General features: G+C 29.8%; 5 protein-coding genes and 2 pseudogenes. 6 read left to right on the forward strand and 1 reads right to left on the reverse strand.

Going from position 1 to position 7,433, the window contains the following annotated elements; all coding sequences use genetic code 11:
* Positions 1–248 (forward strand): GNAT family N-acetyltransferase (locus ACYUEW_RS18685; protein ID WP_460277261.1); only part of this gene is annotated, 248 nt, incomplete at its 5' end.
* 210 nt (positions 249–458) lie between these two features.
* Here ACYUEW_RS18685 and ACYUEW_RS18690 read toward each other — a convergent pair.
* A pseudogene (locus ACYUEW_RS18690) lies at positions 459–725 on the reverse strand (tyrosine-type recombinase/integrase); the annotation flags it as partial.
* A 202-nt stretch (positions 726–927) separates the two neighbouring features.
* Here ACYUEW_RS18690 and ACYUEW_RS18695 point away from each other — a divergent pair.
* From ACYUEW_RS18695 to ACYUEW_RS18715, 5 genes and pseudogenes are all read left to right on the forward strand, one after another.
* On the forward strand, positions 928–1,551 hold the full coding sequence (locus ACYUEW_RS18695) for a VanZ family protein (protein WP_033059817.1): 624 nt from the start codon (positions 928–930) through the stop codon (positions 1,549–1,551).
* A gap of 127 nt (positions 1,552–1,678) precedes the next feature.
* Positions 1,679–2,044 (forward strand): hypothetical protein, encoded by a 366-nt coding sequence (locus ACYUEW_RS18700; protein ID WP_159035176.1) that lies wholly within the window; start codon positions 1,679–1,681, stop codon positions 2,042–2,044.
* Between the two features lie 203 nt (positions 2,045–2,247).
* Positions 2,248–2,919, forward strand: a complete 672-nt coding sequence (locus tag ACYUEW_RS18705; RefSeq protein WP_460277671.1) for an HAD family hydrolase — start codon at positions 2,248–2,250, stop codon at positions 2,917–2,919.
* 286 nt (positions 2,920–3,205) lie between these two features.
* Positions 3,206–5,921: pseudogene (locus tag ACYUEW_RS18710) on the forward strand (CehA/McbA family metallohydrolase).
* A gap of 724 nt (positions 5,922–6,645) precedes the next feature.
* Positions 6,646–7,428, forward strand: a complete 783-nt coding sequence (locus ACYUEW_RS18715) for a YwqG family protein (protein ID WP_216472605.1) — start codon at positions 6,646–6,648, stop codon at positions 7,426–7,428.
* Positions 7,429–7,433: the final 5 nt, after the last annotated feature.

Consider the following 7,433-nt stretch of genomic DNA (forward strand, 5'->3'; position numbering starts at 1 on the left):
CATTAAGTGTAGGAATGAAAAAGCCTTGGATTTGTGGTATGGAGTATTACATAGATGAATTTTGCATAGGGGATGGTTTTCAAGGAAAAGGTATTGGTAGCCTATTTTTGAAAGATATAGAAAAGTTATTATATGATGAAAAAGTAGAAGGAATGATACTAAATACAGAAAGAGATTATCCGTCTTGTAAGTTCTATGAAAAAAATGGTTTTCAAGTCTTAGGAAATCTGATTGTTTTGGGCAAATAAAAAATTGTGAGAACAGACAAATTCCAATTTGTCTGATTGAACAAAACTAGCTTAATATATAGTTTTGTTAATGCATATTTTCATAAATTTATTACATTATCTATATTGGTATGTAGATAATATTTATGGTTATTAACTTCCCATAATCCATATAATTGAACATGTTATGTTTATTCTTTAAAGAGACACGATATTAGGTGTCTCTTTGGTTCAGCTAAACATCATTGCAAGGGGATTAGAGTTTACAGCGGATTGTAATTGATGCTCATCAATATGGGTATAGATTTCAGTTGTTGCAACACTTTCATGACCAAGAATTTGTTGAAGAGATCTAATATCTACTCTACCATATTTGTACATAAGAGTAGCTGCTGTATGGCGAAGCTTGTGTGTTGATATAGATTTTGGGTCAAGTCCAGAAGTAATAACATATTTTTTTACAATATTTTGAATAGCTCTTGTAGTGATACGGTTATTATAACTGTATTATCAGAACGATCCTTAATAACGACAAGGTAACCTAGATATTGTTCAACTAATGGACAAGTTGTGTTAGATTGCATATAATAACTTCTTGTCTATATTGTTTACAAATTTAAACTAGTATAAACAAATGTTTAATATGTGACATATGAATGATGTAAATAACTAAATAAATAGTAATTTGGAGGTAAATTCTATGGATAACTTGCTTTTTATTGGATATGAATTTTTGACAGCGTTTGTTCCTTTTATTGTGACTTTCTTGATATTCAATAATATGAATAAACGTAAGGGTATATTAACATCAAGAATTCATTGTGGAATTACTATTGCTTTTGCCATTTATATAATTTCCGTATTTTATTTTACAGGAACAGGAACTTTATATGATATACTTCGTTATCGCTTTGAAATAACGCAAAAGCTAAACTTTATGCCATTTTCTAATGAAATTGATATAGTGGCATATTTACAAAACATATTGCTTTTTATTCCTTTTGGTATTCTACTTCCTTTTTTATGGAAAAAGCAAGATAAAGTGCTTTATATTCTCGTATCAGGATTTTCATTTTCAATGTTTATAGAAATCACTCAATTATTAAACAATAGAAGTACTGATATTGATGATTTAATATTGAATACGATAGGTGGACTCATTGGATATGGTATATATAAAATGCTTACTTGTGTAATAAAGAGTGAACCCGAATCATACGATTGCTGTAAATGGGAGCCCATCATATATATAGGTGTAATGTTTATGGGACGTTTTCTTTTATTTAATGAATTTGGATTTGCAAAATTACTTTATGGATTTTAAATGATTAGACAAATTCCAATCTGAGATTGAGTAATATAAATAAGAATTTGTCAGTGAGCTGTTTTCGGTTAAGAACAATTGTATTATAATACAAGCTAGATAAATTATGAATTTGAGGTGAAATGCTATGGACAAATATACAAAAGAAGAATTGATAGAAGCACTACGAGTTGTATCCTCAACTATCAGTAAGTGTGAAAAAATACAGCCAAAATTTGCAGAAGGTACCTCTCAGCACACACTCCTTAAGAACAGGATAAAAGCAATGTATATTTCAAAAGCATTAATAACAGATGAAAATGTTATGGACAAATATACAAAAGAAGAATTGGTAGAAGCACTACGCCCAGTATCTTCAGTTATCAGCAAATGTGAAAAAGCACAGCTAAAATTTGCGGAGGGGACCTCTCATTACAAGCGCTTTAAGAACATAATAAAAGCGATGTATATTTCAAAATCATTAATAACAGATGAAATTAGTAAAAGAGGTTAATTTCAGTTTTTGGTGAAAATGTAAGTATAACTCGAAGCTAGACAAATTCTAATGTGTATAGTTGAGGAACATAATTTTAGATTCAGTTCTGTCATAGTTATATTAAGAAAGTCTAAGTTGCCCATTATCCATAAAATGTGACATATGAATGATATAAATAAGTAAATAAATAGGAATTTTATAAGAAGGAGAGTAGATTTATTATGAACATAAAGGGTGTAATATTTGATTTTAATGGAACTATGTTCTATGATGGAGAAATTCAAGAAATATCTTGGAGAACATATTTACAAAGAAAAATAGGTAAAAAAGTGACAGATGATGAATTTCAAGAATACGTTCATGGCAGAAATGCAGATGTTACATTACCATATTTTTTAGGTACAGAGTTGTCTAAAAAAGAAATAGAAAAATTAGCAGAAGAAAAAGAAGTAACATACCGTGAACTATGTCTAGCAGATAATAATAAATTCAAATTAGCTGATGGATTAATAGATTTTTTAAATTATTTAAAAGAAAGTAAAATTCCTTTTACAATTGCTACTGCTTCAGGATTGAATAATGTTAAATTCTTTTTTGAGCATTTAGATTTAGCAAAATGGTTTAATATATCTAATGTAGTGTATGATGATGGAACAATTCCAGGAAAGCCAGAGCCAGAAATTTATATTAGGGCTGCTAATAAAATCGGAATTCATATAAATGAATGCATGGTTTTTGAAGACGCAAAGTCTGGCATAATGTCAGCACATAGAGCTGGTGCTTATAAAATAGTTGGAGTTGCTTCTATGCTTGATAAAGAAGCAATGTTAAAAATAGATGGTGTAGATGAAGTGATTGAAGATTATACAAACGTTATAAATTTACTAAAATAAATTTTAATTTAAGGTTAATTATTATTAATATTAATTTACAATTTAATTTAATGAGTTAAAAATCTAAAATATAAAAAAGTACTTTGATTTTATTGGGAATCGTGTTACAATTTACAATAAAAAGAATTAATATAGGTTATATTGTATTTTTTACCCATGAGTTAATTAATATAATTTGTAAGTTTCTTTATTAACTCAAGTATTAAATAGAAACAAGTTAACTTTGATTGTTAATTTTTAAATTAATATAAATTTTTTTATTATCCGAATTAAGGGGGACATAATTATGAAATCTAAGAAATTAAAATTATCATTGTTATTGGGTGCTTATGCATTGTGCTCAATGTTATTAACAAGGCCTGTCAAAGCAGATGTTGGAGTTGTTGAGGGTGCTACACCTATTAATCAAGGTATGGCTATTCACGCAGACGACTTTACAATATACAATGATAAAATTGCTGCATCTTTTGCAGTAGGAACAAATAACTACTGGAACATGACAAATGGAAGTATCCTTGATGTTGCTATTATGAAAGATGGTAAATTTGGTGTTGATTTAGTAAATGATATTGAATTTCTAAACAATTACTGGACAGCTACAGGAGCATTTAACGGTGAAAATCTACAGAAAAATCCAAAGGAAAATATTACATACAAAAAAGAAGAGAATAAGGTTGTTGTTACTGCTAAAACAAGATATTGGACAGCAGGACATAAATTACCTTTAAATGTCACAATTGAGTATACATTAGAAGATGGTAAAAATTATATTGGTTTAAAAACAACTGTTGAAAATCCAGCAGGAAATGATGTTTATGAAAACATGTATGGAGGATATTCAGTTAGTACTTTAGCTGCTAGCACTTTTGGACCTTTTGGATATTATCCTGACAAAAAAATAACTGGTATCGGAATTGGTGCTGATAAAGATGTTAATGAAAGATTTGGAAATTACGTTGTAACTTATGATAAAAATTATGCTGTTTCCGTTCAATTAGATGGGGCAAATACATATAAAGGGTCAAGTGGATATAAGGATGTCTATGTAAATAATACAATTGAACCAGGAAAGAGCTGTATTTATACAGGTGAAATTTTAGTATCAGATAAAGGTGAAACAACACCTATTATTGAACGTTTCATGGAAAAAGATAAAACAATTCAATCAGCAAATGTAAACGGTGTAGTTAAGGATTCAAAGGGAAATCCTATAAAAGATGCATTTGTAGTAGTTAGTAAAAAAGGTTCTTATAAGGAAACTGTAAAATCTCATGGTAAAGAACAACTTAAAAAAGATATTATGCAGCCATTTGCTTGGAAAATAACAGATGAAAATGGTCACTTTGAATTTGATTTACCAAAAGATGAATATGAGGTTCATGTTGAAGCTAAGGGATATACACCGTCAGATATTCAGAAGTTAAACCTAACAGAAAATTCAACCTTAGATTTTATAGTTAAAGATGGAGCTCACGCTTCTCTTAAAGCTGTTGATGAAAATGGAAATCCAGTTGATTTCAAGGTAACTGTATCAGGAACTACATCAACATTTAAAACACTTGGGGGAACTGTATTCTTTACAGATCCAAAAACACATGAAGCTAAATTTGATGTATCAGCTCCCGAGAATCCTGTAACGTTTACAATTACACGTGCCAGTGATTATGAATCACTTCCAGCTACAATAACAAAAACAATAAAGCCGGGTGAAACGGTTAATGAAAAAGTTGTACTTCCTACATTAATAAAAACAAATTCAAGAAATTGGTATAGTATGGACAACCATCAACATGCAGACTTTGGTGATGGTGCAACACCAGTTAAAGAACTATATAAAGCTCAAGTTGCAGCAGGGTTAAATTATAATCTTGTTTCTGATCATGATGCAGTAGTAAATGATCCTCTTATGGCTGAATTAGCTAAAGAAGGTAACAGACCATTTATCCCAAGTATTGAAGTTTCTCCAGGTTGGGGTCATTGGGGTATTTTAGGTGTTGATTATACAAAGAATCCGATTTCTCCAGACTTAACTCCAGCAGAAATAATTAAAGCTGGACATGATATGGGTGCTCTTGTAGTTGTTAATCATCCATATACAGAATATGGTTTCTTCTATAACAGAGATAGTGTTAAAGGTGGATATGATGAAGGTACTGAAGATTTCGATTTACTTGAATTACAATCTACAATTGATTTAACTGATAGTACTAATATGGATAAAAGAGCATTAGATTCTGCAATGGGATATTGGAATAAAGGTATTAAAAAATACTTAAGTGCAGGTTCAGACCAGCACGATGTAACTTCAGGATTATACCCAGGAATTATCAGATTATATGCTTATATTGAGGGGAAAAATACAACTGAAAAGTATCTTCAAACAATAAAAGATGGTCATAGTTATGTAACAATGGGACCTATATTTACACCAAAAGCAAACACAATGTTTGGTACAACACAAAAAGTTAATGTAGGTGAAAAATATACATTAGATACAGAAATCCAAGCTGTTAATGGATTAAATCATATTGACGTTTACAGCGAGGGTAAGATTATTGCATCAAAAGACTTTGATAATACACAAGATGCTGTTAACTATACACTAGATGTAGAACCAACAAAAAATACATGGTATAGTTTTGTTGCAACTGATGGAAAAGGTCACTATGCAGTTACAAATCCTATTTGGGTAGAGATTGCAGATGATACTAAAAACCAGGGTCAACAGAAAAACCAGGGTCAACAGAAAAACCGGGGTCAACAGAAAAACCAGGGTCAACAGAAAAGCCAGGGTCAACAGAAAAACCAGAGTCAACAGAAAAGCCAGGGTCAACAGAAAAGCTAAGGTCAACAGAAAAACCAGGATCAAATAAAGGGACAAAAGCGACTACAGTTGGAAATGGGAAACTTCCAAATACTGTACATACGGAATATTACTAGCAGGTTCTATATTATCATTACTAGGTGCAGGTGTATTTGTATTTAAAAAGCATCATGAGTAAATTTAAGTTATCATTTAAAAAGTTATCATTGGTAAAAGTCTTAAGTCTAGGAATTATAGTCATAGGCCTAGGATGTATTTCTTGGTCATTTAATGCGAAACTTATTATGACCACTTGTTATCCATTTTATTTTATTGGATATGCGCCAGAGCGTTATATAGTTTTCGCAAACTTAGTGAAGAATAAATAAAACAGCATCTTAGGATGCTGTTTTTTCTTATGGATAATTTCAGAACAATTTATAGTGAACCGGTGCAGCTAGCTGAGCTAGGTTATGTAATTTAAATGGTGGAAATCTATTTAAAAAAAGTTTTATATCCTTCAATAAATTCTAGATAAAGTATTATATAGTTCATAACTAAATAACTAAAAATAGACCTATATTTAATAAAATGATAAGTAGTACCAAAAATGTACACAAAATTAATAAATTTAAACGTAAAAATACCAAAGATTTCATCTTAATGGTCGAAAATAGTAAAAGAGAGTTAAAAGAAGAAATTAATTTTTGATGGGTAATGGATGCGTAATTATAATGAGATATATAAAAAAAGATGTTTAATTGATTTGAAAAACATAAAAAGATGAATTAAAAAGTACTTTTAATGGACAAGATTTTATGAATTTACTAATACATAAATAGAAAATCTTAAAGGTAGATAGAGTATAACTAAAGTGATTAGTGTATGGTGAGATTAATTTTAGTAAGAATGGAGAGGTATTAATGAACAAATTAGAATTACCTAAAAGCTTAGAAAAATTTAGAGGCGAAATAGAAAAAACCATGAAACCTCATATAAAAATTAAATTACAAGAAAAAGAAACTATGCCCTGGGAAAGTAAACTAGGAGGAGATCCTTATTTAGAAATTGGTATGGAATACCCTAAAACATCCAATGGACAATATTTGCGATTACTAGCTCAGATAAATTTTGAGGAAGTTCCACACTTAGAGTCTTTCCCACAAAAAGGAATATTACAATTTTACATATTAGCTGATGATGTTTATGGACTTGCTCTTCAGGATCAGTGCATACAAGATACATTTAGAGTAATATACATACCTGATGTAGTAAAAAATAAAGAAAACTTAATAAAGGACTTTTCATTTTTAGGAGAGTTAGAAGAAGACTGGTACATGCCTTTTAGTAATGAAGGAAAAATGGAATTTTTATCAGAAGAATATATGCCTGTATCCTGGGAGGATTATAGATTTAATGAGATATATGGTAGCATTAATTTACCAGAAGAAGTAGTAGATGATTATATGGAGAAACTAAGTGCTGATGGATGTAAACTAGGAGGATATCCTGCTTTTACTCAATGTGATCCAAGATATTATGATAAAAATCTAGAAAGATTTAATACATTATTGCTTCAATTAGATTGTGAAGATGAATGTGATTTAATGTTTGGAGATGCTGGAGTAGCCAACTTTTTTATAAATGAAGAAGATTTAAAGAAACTTGATTTTACTAAAGTTTTATATAATTGGGATTGCTGTTAAGTATA

The organism is Clostridium sp. CTA-1, assembly GCF_054768215.1.